The organism is Pseudomonas chlororaphis subsp. piscium (assembly GCF_003850345.1).
Taxonomy (GTDB): domain Bacteria; phylum Pseudomonadota; class Gammaproteobacteria; order Pseudomonadales; family Pseudomonadaceae; genus Aquipseudomonas; species Aquipseudomonas piscium.
In genome coordinates, this window is the sequence record NZ_CP027707.1 from 1,164,374 (window position 1) to 1,180,777 (window position 16,404).

Consider the following 16,404-nt stretch of genomic DNA (forward strand, 5'->3'; position numbering starts at 1 on the left):
CATCTCAGGCACTCCCTTGGCGGCTCGCATCAGAAGCGCCAGATCACGTCGACGAAGGCGCGGTGCATGTACGAGTCGACGTTCTTGCCGTAGGCATCGCCCGGCTTGAACACGCCGCCACGGAAACGCACCAGCGCCGAAGGCTCGTCGATCGACTGGCTGAGCGCGGCCGGCAGCAGGCCTTGCTTGAAATACTTGGTGACCACCAGGTCCACTTCCTGGCCGAGGTCTTTCTCGCCATCGCGCAGTGGCAGGGACGAGCTGGAGAGCAGGGCGCCGGTGGCGTCGTCGTAGTTGTTTTCCACGGCGTTGATACCGTTGCTGCCCACCGGCTTGTTGCCGTCCACGCGCCAGAACTTGTGGTAGATCAGGCTGGCGTCGTATTCGTCGGCGAGCATCCAGGAACCGAACAGGGTGGCGGTCTGCATGTTGTTCATTTCGCCGCGGAAGGCTTCGCCGAAACGGTGCACCCGCGAACGGGTCCCGGTGTAGTTCGAGCGGTTGCTTTCCAGGCCATTCTGTTCGTAGTCGCCGCTGGCGCGGGCGTAGGCCGCGCCGACCTGCCATTTCGGGTCCAGGCGCAGGCGCACGCCGATGTCGGTGGCCCAGCCATCGAGGTTCTCGCCGCTCTTGGCCTGGGCCGGGCGGGTGCCGTCGGCGTTCAGCGCGTTGACCTTGTCGCGGTCGCCGCTCATGCCGGTGATGCTCGCCCAGTAGTTGACTGTGTTGGTGTTGCGCCAGTTGTAGGCGTCGCTGTTGGCTTCCAGGCCGAGCCAGGTCAGGTCGCCGTTCTGGCGCTTGTCCAGGGAGTCGGTGGCTTCGCCCGGAACCGGGTAGTCGAGCTTGCCGTCGTCGTGGCTGTGGTGGGCGCGGACGCCGGCCCAATGCCCCGGGGTCCACTGGTAGGCCACATCGCCGTAGACGTGCAGGCGATCCTTGTCTTCCGGCGCCAGCTCCTTGAGGTCGGTGCGGTATTCGCTGAAGCGCTCGGCGATGCCGGCGTTGGCGCGCAGCAGGGTGGTGTCGAAGGTCCAGTTGAGGGCTTCGATGTTGGTGTCGCGCCATTGGCCGTCATCGTTGCGCAGGCGCTGGCGACCGAACTTCAATTGCTCGCCCGGGTAGGGGGTGAGGCCGCTGTAGCCGATCCAGAACTCGCGCATCGCCAGGTAGTTCTTCTTGCTCTTGCGGTCGCTGTTGTTGCTGCTTTCGGTGCTGGCGCCGTCGGACTGCTGCAGGGTGTCGGTCTCGATGATGTCGGTGGAGGTCACCGCCTGGCCCATGGCGTAGGCGCTCCAGTTGCCGCTTTCGCCGTACACCCAGGGACGCAGGTCGAGGCCGACGCCGTTGACGTCGCCGCCGCCCAGGGTGCCGAGGTCACGATCGTCTTCGGACTGGCCGGTGATCTTCACTTCCAGGCCGAAGTTCTTGGTATCGGTGACAGCCGCCAGCGTCGGGTTGGACCAGAGCAGGGCAAAACCCAGGGCCACACCCAGCTTCGACAGGCTGAACAGTTTTTCCGTAGGGGCGGCGTTGTTGAGTGGAGTGAACTTCATAGGGATTCCTCACCGTCTTCTTCCTGCAACGCGTGCAGTTCCAACGTGTTCTGGCTCAAGGCACCACGCACGGCCTGCTCCTGTTGCAGCAGGCGTTGGGCCTCGGCGCGTTGGCCTGGCGGCAGTTGGGCTTCGAGTTGTTGCGCAAGCTCGTTGGCTTGCGGGGTGTCCTGGGTCTTGGCCAGCTGGCTGAAGACATAGGCGTTGAGCGGGTCGGGCTTGGTGCCCTTGCCCTGGGAGAACAGCTGGGCAATGGCGAAGTCGGCGCTGTTCTGGCCGTTGCGCGCGGCGGTCAGCAGGTGGTCCAGGGCCTTTTGCGGATAGACCTGGCCCAGGTAGCCACGGCGGTAGATCTGGCCGAGGTAGTAGTCGGCGGCGACTTCCTTGCCCTGGGCCTTCTTGAAGTGTTCTTCGGCGACCTTGGCGTCGGCCGGGACCATCTTGCCTTCGTAGTAGAGCTTGCCCAGCAGCAGTTCGGCGCGGGGCTGGTCGGCGGCGCGACCGTTGTCCAGGTACTGCATCATCTTGTCGAGGTCCCCCAGCTCGGGGAAATCGTAGAGCAGTTGCGCCAGGGTGACCCAGGAAGCCGGGTAGCCGGGAGCGATCGGCTCCAGCAGCGCCTGCGCGGTTTTCTCGTCGGTCTTGCCCAGGCTGGCATCGCCCAGCACCCGGGCCACGCTGTCCACTCGTTGCGCGCTGATGGCGCCGCGGGCGTAGCCGGCCTGCAACTGTTTCAGCAGCTCGGCCTGTTGTTCCGGCTGGCCGCGTTTCTGGTAGACAGTGGCCAGTTCGACGTAGCAGATGTCGGTGACGTTCAGCGCCGCCTTGCAGATGCTTTCCACCTCGGCCAGGTGCTGGTCGTAGGTGCCCTGGGTACGGTACAGCAGCACCTGGGCCAGGCCGGCTTCCGGGTAGCCGGCGCTGCGCCATTGGCTGATCTGCTGTTGGGCGTTGACCTTCGGGAAGCTCTGCGGATATTGCAGGTAGAGCATCGCCAGTGGGATCAGGGTGTTGCCTTCACCGTTGGCGAAGGCCTTTTTCAACAGGCCTTCGGCTTCGTGATGCTCGGCCTCGGTGGAGCCGGGCTTGGCCACCAGCAGGCGACCCAGGCGCGCCTGGGCCCGCGGCGAGGTGTCGGCCGCGGCGCGGTAGGTCGCCTCGGCTTGCTTGATCTTCGCCGGGTCGCGGGTTTCCATCTGGATATCGGCCAGGCCGACCTGGGCGTCGCTGTAGCCCAGGTCCGCCAGTTGCCGGTAGTTCTGCTCCGCGAGCACGGTGTCGCCGCGCTTCAGGGCTTCGTTGGCCAGGCGCTGGTCGGGCAGGCCGGCGCAACCGGCCAGGCTCACGGCCAGGGCCAGCGAGCACAGGGCCAGCGCGCGGCGACCCGGGAATGGGTCGCGAGCGCTGCGCGTGTCGAGGGGAAGGCTAGTCACAGGCATGTCCTCCGCTTAGAGACCGGCAGCCATGGCTTTGTCGATCAGCCAGTTCACGGATGGGCCGCGGTCGCTGCTGACTTCCACCGGGCGGCCGGCGAAGGCGCTGCTCAGCGGGGCGTCGGGCTTGATCTGCACACGAATGTCCGAGGACAGGTCGCTGCTGTTGAGGCTGGTGCTGCTGACGATGGTGCCGGTGCGCACCTCGTCTTCGCCGGCGATCTGGAAGCTGACCTTGGTCCCCGGACGCACGTCGGCGAACTGGCGGTAGGAGAAACGCGCCTCGATGTTGGCCTGGCTGTTGCGCGGCACCAGCTGGAAGATCACGTCGCCCTTGCTGGCGTACTGGCCGTCGGCAACCATCTGCTGGGCCACGGTGCAGTCGCAGGGCGAGGTCAGGGTGCCGGTCATCTGCTTGCCGAACAGTTCCTCGACCTTGGCCGGTTGCAGCTGGTCTTCGTTCAGGTGGCCCTTGAGCACGTCGAGCATGCTGGTGCTGAAGGTCGCCAGCGGGGCGCCCTTGGCGGCTACGCCGTCGGCCTGGATCAGGCTCTGCACGGTGCCGTCGCGCGGCATGGTGACGTTCATCCCCGGCGCGCTGACCAGGCCGGCCTGGGCGTGGCTGACGAAGTACATGCCGTACACCGACTTGAGGATGAAACCGAAGGCCGCCAGGCCAACGACGAAGATCCCGGCGCTGAAGGTCACCGCGCGCAGGCGGCCCAGGGCGCTCATGCCGTGGCCGGCGTCCTTGGTCTTGCGCGCCTTGGTGAAGTTGTCGCGCTGCAGGGTGGCGAGCACGTCGCCCATGGTCACGATGTCGCCGGCCAGGTGCGAGGTGATCAGCTGGCGCAGGGTCGAGATGTCCCGGGGCTCGAGGTTCTGGAACTGGCAACCGACACGGCCGCTCGGGCGGTCCACCGAGCGCACCAGCAACTCCACGTCCATGGCCAGCCCGAGGTTGTCGATGACGAACTGCAGGCGACCCTTGTGCACGTCGCCGACCTTGATCGGCAGCTGCCCGCAGTTGAAGCTCAGGCCGCCGGCGGAGAGGTCGATGACCCGCGCTTCGACCGGGGTCCGGTCGGGGCCGAAGAAACGCAGCTTGGCCGGGATTTTGACCCGGGCGTGTTGGCGTTGGGCTTCGGATTCATGCACTACGTTGACGTTCACGGCGGTGTTCATAAGGGCGATTTCCTAGTTAATTCAGGCAAGGTGGGTCAGACCATCATCAGCAGCGCGGCGACGAAAATGCTGCCGGCGGAGAAGGTCATGGTCCGAGACGACCAGGTGTTGAACCAACGTTGAAAGCTGGCGAGGTCACGGGACAGAGCAGTCGGTTGGCGGGTCCAGGACTGTTGGTCGAGGCGGAAGAACACGTAGATCTTCACCAGGGCCCCGACGATCTGGTTGTAATAGAGAATCGCCGGGTAGGCCGGGCCGATCCGGTGCCCCGAGCAGGACAACAGCAGGGTCAGCAGCAGGCGGGTGATACCGATCCACAGCAGGTACACCAGGATGAACGCGGTGCCGTACTTGAAGCTGGCGATCAGCGCCACGGTCAGGCCCAGCAAGGAGGTCCACATCGACACGCGCTGGTCGAACAGCACCACGCTGGTGAACAGCCCCAGGCGTTTGAGGCCCAGGCCCAGGGCCCGGGAGTTCTGCCGCAGGTTGTTGCCGTACCAGCGGAACATCAGCTTGCGGCTGGCCTTGATGAAACTCTTCTCCGGCGGGTGTTCCACGGTGTTGATCGCCGCATCGGGCACGTAGAAGGTGTCGTAGCCCAGGCGCATCAGGCTGAACCAGCTGGACTTGTCGTCGCCGGTGAGGAACTTGAAGCGGCCCAGGCGCCAGTGTTGCAGCGAGTCGCTTTCCACGTCGGCGATGAAGTCCGGGTTGGTGACCACGCTGGCGCGGAACACCGACATGCGTCCGGTCATGGTCAGCACGCGCTTGGACAGGGCCATGGAGCACATGTTGATGTGGCGCTGGGCGAAGCGCAGCTTGTGCCACTCGCTCATGATGTAGCCGCCGCGCACTTCGCAGAACTCGTTGGTGGTCAGGCCGCCGACGTTGCCGAACAACTGGAACCAGGGCACGGTCTTGCGCACCACGCCTTCGCCGAGCACGGTGTCGCCGTCGATCACCGCCACCACGGCACGGTCGTCCGGCAGGTGGCGGGAGATGGCGCGGAAACCGAAGGCCAGGCCGTCGCGCTTGCCGGTGCCGGGGATGCGCACGAAGTCGAGCTTGACGTGGGCCGGCGGGTTCATGCGGGCCCAGAGGCTTTTCACCAGCAGCTCGTCGGACATTTCCACGATCGAGCAGACCACGGTGGTGGGGAAGCCGCAGTCGATGGCTTCACGGATTACCGAGCCATAGACCTGGGCGGTGGTCAGGGCGTCGATCCGGAAGCTGGTGACCATCAGGTACACGTGGGACGGATCGGCGGCCTTGCCCAGCTTGCGGACCTTGCGGCGCAGGTGCGGGTAGACCACGTAGAGAAACAGCATGCCGCGCACGAAATGCGTGGCACCCATCGAGTAGCGCCAGATGCCCACGGCGCCAATCAGGAAGATGAAGTCCTTCGATTCGGAGTCGAAGGTGGACGCGGGCAACGCCAGGGCGAGCCCCATCAGTAAACTCAAGAAAAACAGCCAACCTGCGGCCTGGAGTAGGCCGTGCTTTAGCCTGTGCATAATCTGCATCCGTCTCGATCTCGGGCGAGCCTGTGGGGTGGCCCGATGGGGTTAAGGCAGGCAAAAAAGCCAAAGGGGCACATTCCTGTAGTCGCTGCCGGAGGCTGCGATAGGTCCGTAGGACCTCCGGCGATTGCAGGTGCGTCGCGACCCTTCGGGTTCGATCGCAACCTGCGGCAGCGGCTACAGGAACGAGGGACTGCCCCCGATGCCGCTGGTTACCAGCAGATGCCTTCGGTCCGGCCACTCGCGCTGGTGGCCTTGGACATGAACCCGACCAGGTCGATGACCTGCTTGCCATGCGGCACGTCTTCGGCCAGGGCGCGGAACTTCTCGTCGCGGTTGCCGAGGATGATCACGTCGCAGTTGTCGATCACCGAGTCGAAGTCCGCGTTGAGCAGGGACGAGACGTGGGGGATCTTGGACTCGATGTAGTCCTTGTTGGCACCGTGGACGCGGGCGTACTCGACGTTGCTGTCGTAGATGCTCAGGTCGAAGCCCTTGCCGATCAGCATTTCCGCCAGCTCCACCAGCGGGCTTTCGCGCAGGTCGTCGGTACCGGCCTTGAAGCTCAGGCCGAGCAGGGCGACTTTGCGTTTGTCGTGGCTGGAGACGATGTCGAAGGCGTTCTGCACCTGCGACTCGTTACTGCGCATCAGCGAGTTGAGCAGCGGCGCTTCGATGTCCAGGGAGCCGGCGCGGAAGGTCAGGGCGCGCACGTCCTTGGGCAGGCAGGAACCGCCGAAGGCGAAGCCTGGACGCATGTAGTACTGGGACAGGTTGAGGGTCTTGTCCTGGCAGACCACGTCCATCACTTCACGACCGTCGACGCCGACGGCCTTGGCGATGTTGCCGATCTCGTTGGCGAAGGTCACCTTGGTGGCGTGCCACACGTTGCAGGTGTACTTGATCATCTCGGCGACGGCGATGTCCTTGCGGATGATTGGTGCGTCGAGTTCTTCGTACAGCGATTGCAGGACGTCGCCCGAGGCTTTGTCGAACTCGCCGATCACGGTCATCGGTGGGAAGTCGTAGTCCTTGATCGCGGTGCTTTCACGCAGGAACTCAGGGTTGACCGCGACGCCGAAGTCGACGCCGGCCTTCTTGCCGGAGCAGTCTTCGAGAATCGGAATCACCACGTTGGCCACGGTGCCCGGCAGTACGGTACTGCGCACTACGATGGTGTGGCGGGAAGTCTTGTCACGCAGGACAAAACCGATCTCGCGGCATACTGCTTCGATGTAGTTGAGTTCCAGGTCGCCGTTCTTCTTGCTTGGCGTGCCGACGCAGATCATCGACAAGTCGGTGTCGCGAATCGCCTCGGCGAAGTTGGTGGTTCCGCGCAGACGACCGGTCTGAATACCTTGCGCCAGAAGTTCACCCAGACCCGGTTCAACGATCGGCGAACGGCCTGCGTTGATCATGTCGATCTTGTCCTTGGCAACATCGACGCCAACGACCTCATGGCCCCGTGCAGACAGGCAACCGGCACATACCGCGCCGACGTAACCCAAACCAAATATGCTGATGCGCATCGCATTTACCTCTGTGTTATTCACGCCATTAGATGGCCGGAGTTAATGTTTGCCAGCTGTAATTACGCACTCGGAAGTTCAACGAACAAGCGTTGAGATATCCAGTGCAGGCAGACTAAGTTCCGAGTGTCTAAATAAGTGCACTCAAGTTGTGCGCAACTTGGCCTTGTTGTAGGGGCTGCCCTTAAATGTTGCCGTCCTTCCTGTTGGAAGGCTGCTCCGAGGTTGGCGATAATCCTGATTTATAGGCGCAGGCCCATAGTAATCAGGTAGTTACACGCTCCCGGAAGCGTTTAAGGCGGGCTATGCCATGGCCTTGTAGGGGATAGTAATGATGCATTATCTCCTGTGTATTGACCCTAAGTTCGAACCCTTGAGCAGTAGGTCAGGACAATATGACAACTTCGCTACTGTCTTTGGATCCCATGTAAGTCATCTCTTACAAACTCGTCGAGAATCGTTACCGGTGGTATGAGCGGTGGTTCAGGACATAGTTCCAGACCGCTGATCCTGTTTTCTGAAATTTCTTGAAATATTGCAAAAGATGGCACTGCTTTCATATTGATAGCACTTACCATTTCAGCCTGTAGTTATGGGGAGTTAAAGCGCGGGGATATTTTTATGCCACTACCGATAAAAATTTTGCGTGCCACTACTGAAAAAAATGACCTCTGTCGAGTGAAACAAAAGTTATAAATTCAGAAGAAAATATTTTGGCGCCAATTGTTTGGCGTTTTGGCGGGAGTCAAAGAGGAAAGTGACCGCTCGTCGACGCACTCGTTTGCGCGAAACCAGTGCGTCGACCGAGTGCGTTATTCCGGTGCGTGATCGCGCAGGAAAACCAGATTGTCGGGTTTCGACTGTTCGGCGCTGTAGCGGTAGCCCTGGACATCGAATTGCTTGAGTGTCGCCGGGTCGTTGATGCGTTCTTCTATGACGAAGCGGCTCATCATGCCTCGGGCCTTCTTGGCGTAGAAGCTGATGATCTTGTACTGGCCGTTCTTCAGGTCCTTGAACTCGGTATTGATGATCCGGGCGTTCAGGGCCGTGCGCTTGACCGCCGAGAAGTATTCGTTGGAGGCCAGGTTGAGCAGCAGGTCGTCGCCCTGTTCGGCCAGGGCCTCATTGAGCCATTCGCTGATGCGCGTGCCCCAGAAGGCGTACAGGTCCTTGCCGCGGGCGTTGGCCAGCTTGGTGCCCATTTCCAGGCGATAAGGCTGCATCAGGTCCAGCGGGCGCAGCAGGCCGTACAGGCCGGAGAGCATGCGCAGATGCTGCTGGGCGTAGTCGAAATCGGCTTCACTCAGGGTTTCGGCGTTCAGGCCGGTGTACACGTCGCCCTTGAACGCCAGCAGCGCCTGCTTGGCGTTGGCCGGGGTGAAGGCCGGGGTCCAGCTGCCGAAACGCGCGGCGTTGAGGCCGCCGATCTTGTCGGAGACATGCATCAGTTCGCTGATTTGCGCCGGGCTCAGTTCGCGCAATTGCAGGATCAGTTCCTGGGAGTGATCGAGGTACTGCGGCTGGGTGAAGCGTTGAGTGACGGGCGGGGTCTCGAAATCGAGGGTCTTGGCGGGTGAAATCACCATCAGCATGAAGTCGTCTCCTGTAAGCGTCGGGGGATTCTAGGGGCTTGGGCGGTTTGACTCCACCTATGAAGGCAATAGGGCATGCCGCCGGTCGTCCGTCGAGCGGCGATGGCCTGCTGCATGGAGGCGCGAGCCTGCTCTCTATAAAGGGAAGGGGAGCGGCTTGCCGGCAATAGGGGCGGGACGCCGCATCGGCTATAGTGCCGCGCGGGTTTTGTTATGGAGACATCCCTTTGCGCAGCGCGTTTTTTCTTTCTATCTGGCTGTTGAGCTTCGGCGCCCTGGCGGCCCCGAGCGATGTGGCGACCCTGGATCGCAGCACCTGGCCGGAACAGCTCAGCAACCCGACCCTGTTCGATGTGGCGTCGCGGGCGGAGATCCTCACCTTTGCCCGTGCCTTGCTGGTCAGCGAGGCCTGGGATGAAGCCTCGTTGAAACAGCGCCTGGGCCTGCGGATCATCAACATGGCGTCGATCGATGCCGTTCGCCAGCGGCTCTGGCAGCAATTGCTGGCCAACTACAACTTCGCCCAGCAGAGCTGCGACCAGGACGCTTCCTTCTGTTTCCTGGTGGAAGACATGGACACCCTGCGCGAGCAGGCCGGCAAGTTCCAGTTGGGCGACAACTCTTATTACGCTCGCTGGGCCGAGCCGAGCCGGGCCTTCCATGAGCAGTACCTGGACGAATTGCTGCGCAAGGCTGCGCTGTTTCCCCAGACCGCCAGCGAGATTGAGCGTTTTGGCGACTACGAGCGCAACGGTGACGAACTCAATGACCGGCTGTTCTTGCTGACCTTCGACAGCGCCGCCAATCTCGCCCCGGACAACACCCCCTGGCTCACCGAATACCTGCGCAAGTCGAACATGAACGGCACCTTCTTTGTGCTCGGCAGCGAGGTGCAGAGCCGCCTGGAACAACGTTCGGTGGCCAGCCTGCAGGCCCTGTATTCGCAGCAGTGCGTGGGCGTCCAGGGCTGGGAGTATCGCTCCCACAGCCACTGGCAGGACTGGCAGGACTCGATCGAACGCAGCGTCGAACTGGTCAAGGGCAAGCTGCCGGAAAACTACGTGCCGTTGTTTCGTCCGCCCTACGGTCAGCGCCGGGCCGACGCGCAGCCCTTCTTTAATGCACAGGGCTTGCAGGTGGCACTGTGGGACATCGATCCGCAGGACGGTGCCGGCAAGCTCAAGGGCGAGCAGAGCGGCCAGCGGGTGTTGACCCTGATGCTGTTGTGGCGGCACGGGGTGATCAATTTCAACGCCCGGCAGGACGCGGTGAAGACGGCGTTGCCCTGGTTGCTGACGCAGACGGCGCAGAGCGGAATCGGTTGGGAGGATTGTCAGGACGCGTTTCGCTAGAAACGACGAAAGGTCCGTATTTGCGGGGCGAGGAGTGTTTTTTGCCGATTTTGGCAAGGATTTCGAGGCAGGCGGACTTCCGACTTTAACGGTGCCGGGGCAGCGCGCCAAGGGCTATTCGTCACTCTGCAAAATAAACTTAAAAAAAGCGTCAAAGTGCTTTTTCCTGTCACAGGTTTTGGAGTATTACGAAGTCAGACCGCCGAAACCTGCAACACAGGTGGCGTCTCCCAAGACTCCTTTTGTGTGCATTTCACTCGAACCCCAGCGGGTGAATTCGACGGTCAATTCGAGGCGCAGCACCGCCATGGTATTGCGTCGACTGGCCCCCACATAAGGTGACCGAGTATGGATGACCACGGACGTAGCCCTTCCTCCAACCAGCCAATCCTTTATGTACTCGATACCAATGTATTGATTCACGATCCAAACGCCCTGCTGAACTTCGAAGAACACCATGTGGCGATCCCGATGATCGTCCTGGAGGAACTCGACAAGCTCAAGAGCGGCCATCACAGCGTTGCAGCGGAATGCCGCCAGGCCATTCGCCTGATCGACAAGACCCTGGGTGAGGCCTCGCCGGAAGATGTCGAGCTGGGTGTGCCTATTCAGCGTGGCAAGAGCGGCCCCAAAGGCCTGCTGTCGATTCTCATGAGCAAACGCTCGGAGCCCAACAGCCTGCTGCCGGAAAACCTCAACGACAACATCATCATCAACCAGTTGATCGACCTGCATGCGCGCAACAAGGAGCTGCGCGTGGTGCTGGTGACCAAAGACATCAACATGCGCCTCAAGGCGCGCGCCTGCGGGATCGCCGCCGAGGACTACAGCACCGACCAACTGGTCGACGACGTGGCCTTGCTGCCCAACGGCTTCCACAACATGACCGGCTCCTTCTGGGACCGCGTGAGCAAGGTGGAAACCCGCCAGGACCACGGCCGCACCTGGCACCAGGTGCAACTCACCGACAACCTGCCGGCGGTGCACATCAACGAGTTCATCATCGACGAGCAGGGTTTCGTCGGCTGGATCAAGGAGATTCGCGCCGATGTGCTGCTGATTCTCGACCTGCATCAGGAACCCCTGTTGCACCAGGAAGCCTGGGGCCTGAAACCGCGCGACATCTATCAAGGCCTGGCGCTGTTCGCTTTGCTCGATCCGGACATCCATCTGGTCAACCTGTCCGGGGCCGCAGGTTCGGGCAAGACCATCCTGGCCCTGGCCGCGGCCATCGAACAGACCATGGTCAGCAAGCGTTATCGGCGCATCATCGCCACCCGCAGCGTGCAGGGGCTGGACCAGGAGATCGGCTTCCTGCCGGGCACCGAAGCGGAAAAAATGGAGCCTTGGCTCGGCGCCATCACCGACAACCTCGAAGCCCTGCACATGGATGACGAAAATACCCATGGCAGCGTCGATTACATCCTCAGCAAGGTGCCGCTGCAGTTCAAATCCCTCAACTACATTCGTGGCCGCAGCTTCCAGCAGAGCCTGATCCTGATCGACGAATGCCAGAACCTCACCCCGCACCAGATGAAAACCATCATCACCCGTGCCGGCGCCGGTTCCAAAGTGGTGTGCCTGGGCAACCTGGCGCAGATCGATACCCCTTACCTGTCCGCGACCAGCTCCGGGCTGACCTACCTGACTGAACGCTTCAAGGACTTCCCCAACGGGGTGCACATCACCCTGCAAGGGGTTCCCCGCTCGATTCTGGCCGAATACGCCGAATCCCATCTGTAACCCCTCACAAAAACGGGCGGCCGCAAGGCCGCCCGTTTTTTGTGCCTGAAGAAAATCTATCTCCCGTAGGAGCGAGGCTTGCCCGCGATGGCATCACCGCGCTTGCCCTGCTGTACCGCGTTGCCTGGATCGCGGGCAAGCCTCGCTCCTACAGGATCGGGGCGCGGATAATCAGGCGTGCGGAAAATTGACCCTCGGGTTTACAATCGCCTTTCCTGATCAGGAGTAAGGCTGTGCTGACTCATCTCGATTCCCAAGGTCGCGCCAATATGGTCGACGTCACCGACAAAGCCGTGACGTCCCGCGAAGCCACGGCCGAAGCCCGGGTGCGCATGCTCCCGCAAACCCTGCAAATGATCGTCAGCGGCGGTCACCCCAAGGGTGATGTGTTCGCCGTGGCGCGCATCGCCGGTATCCAGGCGGCGAAAAAGACCAGCGATCTGATCCCCCTGTGCCATCCGCTGATGCTCACCAGCGTCAAGGTCGAGCTCAGCGCCGAAGGCGAGGACACGGTGCGCATCGTTGCCCGCTGCAAGCTGGCCGGGCAGACCGGGGTGGAAATGGAAGCCCTGACCGCCGCCAGCGTCGCCGCCCTGACCATCTATGACATGTGCAAGGCCGTGGACCGCGGCATGACCATCGAAGGCGTGCGTCTGCTGGAGAAACTGGGCGGCAAGAGCGGCCATTACCAGGCGGACGAGCAATGAACCTGACCGTGAAGTTTTTCGCCCGCTACCGCGAGGCGCTGGGCGTGGATTCGCTGCGGGTCGCCGGTGATTTCGCCACGGTCGACGATGTGCGCGCGCTGTTGGCCCAGCGTGAGGGCGCCGAGGTGCTCAGCGAGCAGAACCTGATGTGCGCCCGCAACGAAGATCTCTGCCAGCTCGACGAGCCGGTGAGCGACGGTGATGAAGTGGCGTTTTTTCCTACCGTGACCGGGGGCTGACATGGCGATTCGTGTGCAAGCCAGCGCCTTCGATCCGGGGGCGGAAGTCAACGCGATGCATGCGGCGAATGTCGGCGTCGGCGCGGTGGTGAGCTTTGTCGGCTACGTGCGGGATTTCAACGACGGCCTGGATGTGGCGGGGATGTTTCTCGAGCATTACCCGGGCATGACCGAAAAGGCCCTGGGCAAGATCGCCGCCGAGGCCGAACAGCGCTGGCCGCTGCTCAAGCTGGAAGTGCTGCATCGCATCGGTGCGCTGGACCCGGGCGAGCCGATCGTCTTCGTCGGTGCCGCCAGCGCCCACCGCCAGGCGGCATTCGATGCCTGTGCCTTTGTCATGGACTACCTGAAAACCCGCGCGCCGTTCTGGAAGAAGGAAACCACCGCCGACGGCCCGCGCTGGGTGGAAGGGCGCGACAGTGACCATGCGGCGGCGGATCGCTGGAAAGAGTGACGGCCTGATCCCTCTGTATTGACCGCAAGTCCGCCATCGCGGGCAAGCCTCGCTCCTACGGTCGGCACCGTCTGTAGGAGCGGCCGGTCGACGCTCGATTGCCCGCGATAGGGCCCTCAGCTACAGCCTCAATTTCCCTGCTTTTCCCCATTTCTGCCTCGCGACCAAAGGCGGGACGAAGGGCATCCGCTCCGTTGACGAAATATACGTAAAAGTCCAGTATGGATTTACAAGTACAAAACAAGGCTTCACCGTTTCACTCCTTTCTTCTGTCTTGCCAAACCAACAACAACCCGCGAGAGAACGAATATGAAGAAACTCCCCCTCATCAGTGGCCTGGTCCTTAGCCTGTTGGCGTGCGGCAACCTGTTCGCCGCCGAGAAAACCCTGCGCATCGGCATCGAGGCGGCTTATCCGCCGTTCGCCTCGAAAACCGACAAAGGTGAGATCGTCGGTTTCGACTACGACATCGGCAATGCCTTGTGCGCGCAGATGCAGGTCAAGTGCCTATGGGTCGAGGGTGAATTCGACGGCCTGATTCCTTCGTTGAAAGTGAAGAAAATCGACATGGCGCTGTCGTCGATGACCATCAACGAAGACCGCAAGAAGTCGGTCGACTTCACCCACAAGTACTACTTCACTTCCTCGCGGCTGGTGATGAAGGAAGGTGCGACGGTCGATGACCAGTACGCCAGCCTCAAGGGCAAGAATGTCGGTGTGCAACGGGCGACCACCACCGACCGCTACGCCACCGAGGTGTTCGAGCCCAAGGGCATCAACGTCAAGCGCTACAGCAACAACGAAGAGATCTATATGGACCTGGCGGCCGGGCGCCTCGATGCGATTTTCGCCGACACCATTCCGTTGAATGACTTTCTGTCGATGCCGCGCGGCAAGGGCTATGCATTTGTCGGGCCGGAGCTGAAGGACCCGAAATACGTGGGTGAGGGTGCGGGGATTGCGGTGCGCAAGGGCAATGCCGAGCTGGTCAGCCAGTTGAATGCCGCCATCGATGGCATTCGCGCCAGTGGCGAATATCAGAAGATTTCCGAGAAGTACTTCAAGTCCGACATCTACGGCGACTGATGCCGTGTGGCGTTCGTGAGAACGCCATCGCGGGCAAGTCTTGCACCTAACCGTAGGAGCGAGGCTTGCCCGCGATGCTTTTCAGGGCCGTCAGCCCTTCAATTCCTTCAGGTGCTTGTACACCGTCGCCCGCCCCATGTTCAGCACATTGGCCACATAGTTGGCGGCGCTTTTGCCCTTGAATGCGCCTTCGGCGTGCAGCGCCAGCACCAGTTCGCGCTTGTGTTCGCGGGTCAGCAGGTTCAGTCCCAGCTGCCGTTCGCGCAGCCAGTTGTGCAGGAAGGTGTTGATACGCTCCTGCCAATCATCGCGAAACAACGAGTCCGGTTGCGGGATCAGTTTGCTTGGCGAGAGGAACAGGTCCAGCGCCGCCTTGGCATTCTCGAACAGCGAAATATTCAGGTTGATGCACAGCACCGCCAGCGGCTGGCCGTTGCTGTCGCGCAGCACGCTGCTCAGGCTGCGGATTTTCTGGCCGTCCCAGTTGAGCTTTTCATAGGGGCCGATATTCCGCTCGTTGCTGTCCTCGCCGAGCATGTCGTCCAGGGCCGCATCGTCGCCCACCTCGCGCTTGGAGATGTTGTTGGCGATGTAGTCGATCTTCTGCGTGCGCAGGTCGTGGAGCACCACCTCGGCATGGGGGAAGAACAGCGTGGCGATGGCGTCGGCGATCGCCCGGAAGTTGTCCAGGGCAGGGTCCTGCGCGGGTGAGGTCATGGGTGGTTCTCCAGGCGGTGTCAGCGCCCTGCAAGGCAGGGCGCTGCGAGTGTGCCGCAATCGTTGGGGCGCGTCACCTGAACGGGTCAGCCGAGGCGGGCAGGGGAGAGCATGGCGGCGTCCAGGCCAAAGCGTGCCAGTTGCTCGGGCAAGGCTTCGCCACGCACCAGGGCCGCGCTGGCCTGGCCCATGGCCGGCGAGGTCTGGATGCCATAGCCGCCTTGCGCGGCGACCCAGAACAGACCCGGTACCTGGGTGTCGAAGCCGGCCAGCAGGTCGCCGTCGCTGACGAAGCTGCGCAGGCCGGCCCAGGTGCGGGTCGGGCGGCGAATGGTCAGGGTGGTGGCCTCTTCGATCTGGTAGATGCCCATGGCGATGTCCAGCTCTTCCGGCTGCACATCGTGGGGCTCTACCGGGTCGGCGTTGGCCGGCGAGCCGAGGAACATGCCGGCGTCGGGCTTCATGTAGAAGGACTCGTCCAGGCTCACCAGCATCGGCCAGTGATGGATATCGACACCTTCGGGCCCGGCGAAGATAAAGGCCGCGCGGCGTTTCGGCTGCAGGCCCAGGGGCCGGGCGCCGGCCATGACGCCGACCTGGTCGGCCCAGGCGCCGGCGGCGTTGATCAGGATCGGCGCGCTGAAGGTTTGGCCGGCGGTCTGGACCTGCCATTGGCCCTGTTCGTCACGGCTCAGCCCCAGCACCTCACAGTCGGTACGCACCTCGCCCTGGTTGCGCCGGATGCCGCGCAGGTAACCCTGGTGCAGGGCGTCGGTATCGATATCGCTGGCGCTCGGGTCGTAGAGTGCGCCATGGACCTTCTCGCGGCGCAGGATCGGCAGGCGCGCGCAGGCTTCGTCGGCGCTCAGCAGTTGCATCTCCGGCACCGTGGCCTTGGCGCTCAGGTACTGGTTGTTCAGCTCGGTGGGGTCGCCGGTGAAGTCCACGGTCATTTCACCGCGCGGGCTCAGCAGCGGGTGCTCGCAGAAACCTTCCGGCGGGGCATCGAAAAAGTCCCGGCTGGCCAGGGTCAGGGCGCGCACCTGGGGCGTGCCATAGGCTGCGGTATAGAGCGCCGCGGAGCGCCCGGTGGAGTGGTAGGCCGGGTGCGATTCGCGTTCCAGCACCAGCACTCGGCCATGGCGCGACAGCCAGTAACCGGTGGATGCCCCGGCGATACCGCCGCCGATGATGATGAAGTCTGCCTGGGTCATTCGAGCCTCCGTAAAAAGGGGATAACGCGCTTCTGCAGGAGCGAGGCTTGCCCGCGATCGATCTTGAGCCTGTCACG

General features: G+C 62.4%; 14 protein-coding genes. 6 read left to right on the top strand and 8 right to left on the bottom strand.

Features of this window, described 5'->3' with window-relative positions; translation table 11 throughout:
- Window positions 1-29 precede the first annotated feature (29 nt).
- The 6 genes from C4K38_RS05250 to yaaA all read right to left on the bottom strand — a co-directional run bounded on the left by C4K38_RS05250 (window position 30) and on the right by yaaA (window position 8,815).
- Window positions 30-1,553 carry an alginate export family protein gene (locus C4K38_RS05250; RefSeq protein ID WP_053277539.1) on the bottom strand — a complete coding sequence of 508 codons (1,524 nt, stop codon included), beginning with the start codon at window positions 1,551-1,553 and terminating at the stop codon, window positions 30-32.
- The gene (gene algK / locus C4K38_RS05255) at window positions 1,550-2,926 is read right to left on the bottom strand and encodes an alginate biosynthesis TPR repeat lipoprotein AlgK (RefSeq protein ID WP_124345333.1); all 1,377 of its coding nucleotides are present in this window, start codon (window positions 2,924-2,926) and stop codon (window positions 1,550-1,552) included. Before algK ends, C4K38_RS05250 begins: the two co-directional genes overlap by 4 nt.
- 75 nt (window positions 2,927-3,001) lie before the next feature.
- On the bottom strand, window positions 3,002-4,171 hold the full coding sequence (locus C4K38_RS05260; protein ID WP_025806509.1) for an alginate biosynthesis protein Alg44: 1,170 nt from the start codon (window positions 4,169-4,171) through the stop codon (window positions 3,002-3,004).
- A 35-nt stretch (window positions 4,172-4,206) separates the two neighbouring features.
- A complete protein-coding gene (gene alg8, locus C4K38_RS05265; RefSeq protein WP_371860308.1) occupies window positions 4,207-5,688 on the bottom strand; it encodes a mannuronan synthase in 1,482 nt (493 codons plus the stop codon).
- 218 nt (window positions 5,689-5,906) lie between these two features.
- Window positions 5,907-7,223 (bottom strand): nucleotide sugar dehydrogenase, encoded by a 1,317-nt coding sequence (locus tag C4K38_RS05270; protein WP_053277541.1) that lies wholly within the window; start codon window positions 7,221-7,223, stop codon window positions 5,907-5,909.
- A gap of 812 nt (window positions 7,224-8,035) precedes the next feature.
- Window positions 8,036-8,815, bottom strand: coding sequence for a peroxide stress protein YaaA (gene yaaA, locus C4K38_RS05275; RefSeq protein WP_007929391.1), 780 nt, complete (start codon window positions 8,813-8,815; stop codon window positions 8,036-8,038).
- Window positions 8,816-9,042: 227 nt separating this feature from the next.
- Between yaaA and C4K38_RS05280 the strand changes: the two genes are divergently transcribed.
- The 6 genes from C4K38_RS05280 (at window position 9,043) to C4K38_RS05305 (ending at window position 14,396) form a co-directional block, all read left to right on the top strand.
- On the top strand, window positions 9,043-10,167 hold the full coding sequence (locus C4K38_RS05280; protein WP_053277542.1) for a polysaccharide deacetylase family protein: 1,125 nt from the start codon (window positions 9,043-9,045) through the stop codon (window positions 10,165-10,167).
- Window positions 10,168-10,515: 348 nt separating this feature from the next.
- The gene (locus C4K38_RS05285; protein WP_009047096.1) at window positions 10,516-11,910 is read left to right on the top strand and encodes a PhoH family protein; all 1,395 of its coding nucleotides are present in this window, start codon (window positions 10,516-10,518) and stop codon (window positions 11,908-11,910) included.
- Window positions 11,911-12,143: 233 nt separating this feature from the next.
- Entirely contained in the window at window positions 12,144-12,617 is a 474-nt protein-coding gene (moaC, locus tag C4K38_RS05290) for a cyclic pyranopterin monophosphate synthase MoaC (RefSeq protein ID WP_053277543.1), read from the top strand.
- Window positions 12,614-12,856, top strand: a complete 243-nt coding sequence (gene moaD / locus C4K38_RS05295; protein WP_007932097.1) for a molybdopterin converting factor subunit 1 — start codon at window positions 12,614-12,616, stop codon at window positions 12,854-12,856. The genes moaC and moaD overlap by 4 nt, the downstream gene beginning before the upstream one ends.
- Before the next feature lies 1 nt (window position 12,857).
- Complete coding sequence (gene moaE / locus C4K38_RS05300; protein WP_053277544.1) at window positions 12,858-13,310, top strand: molybdopterin synthase catalytic subunit MoaE; 453 nt, start codon at window positions 12,858-12,860, stop codon at window positions 13,308-13,310.
- Between the two features lie 309 nt (window positions 13,311-13,619).
- Window positions 13,620-14,396 carry an ABC transporter substrate-binding protein gene (locus C4K38_RS05305; protein WP_053277545.1) on the top strand — a complete coding sequence of 259 codons (777 nt, stop codon included), beginning with the start codon at window positions 13,620-13,622 and terminating at the stop codon, window positions 14,394-14,396.
- 90 nt (window positions 14,397-14,486) lie between these two features.
- On the opposite strand, the gene C4K38_RS05310 is transcribed toward C4K38_RS05305, so the two are convergent.
- Both C4K38_RS05310 and C4K38_RS05315 read right to left on the bottom strand, forming a co-directional pair.
- Complete coding sequence (locus C4K38_RS05310) at window positions 14,487-15,113, bottom strand: helix-turn-helix transcriptional regulator (protein ID WP_053277546.1); 627 nt, start codon at window positions 15,111-15,113, stop codon at window positions 14,487-14,489.
- 86 nt (window positions 15,114-15,199) lie between these two features.
- Window positions 15,200-16,327 (bottom strand): NAD(P)/FAD-dependent oxidoreductase, encoded by a 1,128-nt coding sequence (locus tag C4K38_RS05315; protein WP_053277547.1) that lies wholly within the window; start codon window positions 16,325-16,327, stop codon window positions 15,200-15,202.
- Window positions 16,328-16,404: the final 77 nt, after the last annotated feature.